The organism is Lawsonibacter hominis, from assembly GCF_014287895.1.
Lineage (GTDB): Bacteria > Bacillota > Clostridia > Oscillospirales > Oscillospiraceae > Lawsonibacter_A > Lawsonibacter_A hominis.
Genome location: NZ_JACOPP010000078.1, coordinates 1 through 1,051 on the forward strand (window position 1 = coordinate 1; position 1,051 = coordinate 1,051).

Consider the following 1,051-nt stretch of genomic DNA (forward strand, 5'->3'; position numbering starts at 1 on the left):
TCGATTTCTTCCCGGCGCTGTTGAACGATCTCGTCCGCTCGTTTCTGCTCTTTGAAGTAAACTGCCACCGCCAGAAACACAATGACCGGCGCAAGGATCGGGAAAATCAGAAGGGCCGGAATTATCAGCAGAGCAATCAGACCAGCCTTTACCCAGGCCGCCGCAATATAGGTTTCCGGGGACATTTTAATTTCGGCGGATTTCAACTGTGCCTCCAGCTTCTTCCGCTTATAGCCGTCCAGATGTACCAGCGGAGAGAGCCGTGCGGCCATATCGAACAGGACAGCATTGATGCTGCCTTTCTGTGACTTTCCACGGCTCGTCACGGTCAGAACCGCCTTTGTGCTTGCGGAAGTCGGCAGCCGGAGCAGTCCGGCCAACAAAAAGAACGCTCCCAGGCCAAAGAGCGTCCCAAAGCATAGCAAAATGAGATACAAAACTCGCGTCACCTCAATTCTTTGTAATAGAGCCGTTTGGGGCCGGTGTTGCGGCTGTCGGCTCTGGGGCGCCCCGGCACATTCCAGTTCCCGCCGCCTCGCAGTCCCGGCGCACATTGCCAGCCGGAAGCTCGCAGGCTGGCTCCGTTTTCGGTTGCCAGGGTGTAGGTGATGATTTTCTGATAGCCCATCAGTTTCGCAATCCGGGCGCACCGGCTGTAAAGGAAGCTGCACCCGTTGGCAATACCATCGGTGCAAAGCCGGGTCACTTCCGCTGTTTTCCCATCATCCAGTCGGCGGGCAACGGGGCGCCCAACAATCGCAACTCCATGAACGGCGTCCAAATCATCTACGACAGCTACACAGAATTTACAGCCGCGCACCTGCCCACTGTGCCGGTGATGCGCCAGAACAAACGCATTGGCATCCCGCAGGGAGATCGGTAGCACTCTCGATGGTATCACCTCCTGACGAGATCAACGCTTGTATTCTACGGGCTTGGTGAGCCGGATCACCGCCGCAAACGAGATCAGCAGCACCAGCAGACACACCGCCAGAATCCCTTTGCCAAAGCCCGTATTTACAAGCACATCGTACCAGTCTTTATTCAGGAA

At 56.1% G+C, this 1,051-nt stretch carries 1 protein-coding gene and 1 pseudogene; both read right to left on the bottom strand.

Going from position 1 to position 1,051, the window contains the following annotated elements; genetic code table 11:
- Positions 1 to 383, bottom strand: a pseudogene (locus tag H8S57_RS16825) (secretion protein F); the annotation flags it as partial.
- Positions 384 to 445: 62 nt separating this feature from the next.
- Positions 446 to 901: an XF1762 family protein gene (locus H8S57_RS18150; protein WP_040437690.1), complete on the bottom strand. Its 456-nt coding sequence runs from the start codon at positions 899 to 901 to the stop codon at positions 446 to 448.
- Positions 902 to 1,051: the final 150 nt, after the last annotated feature.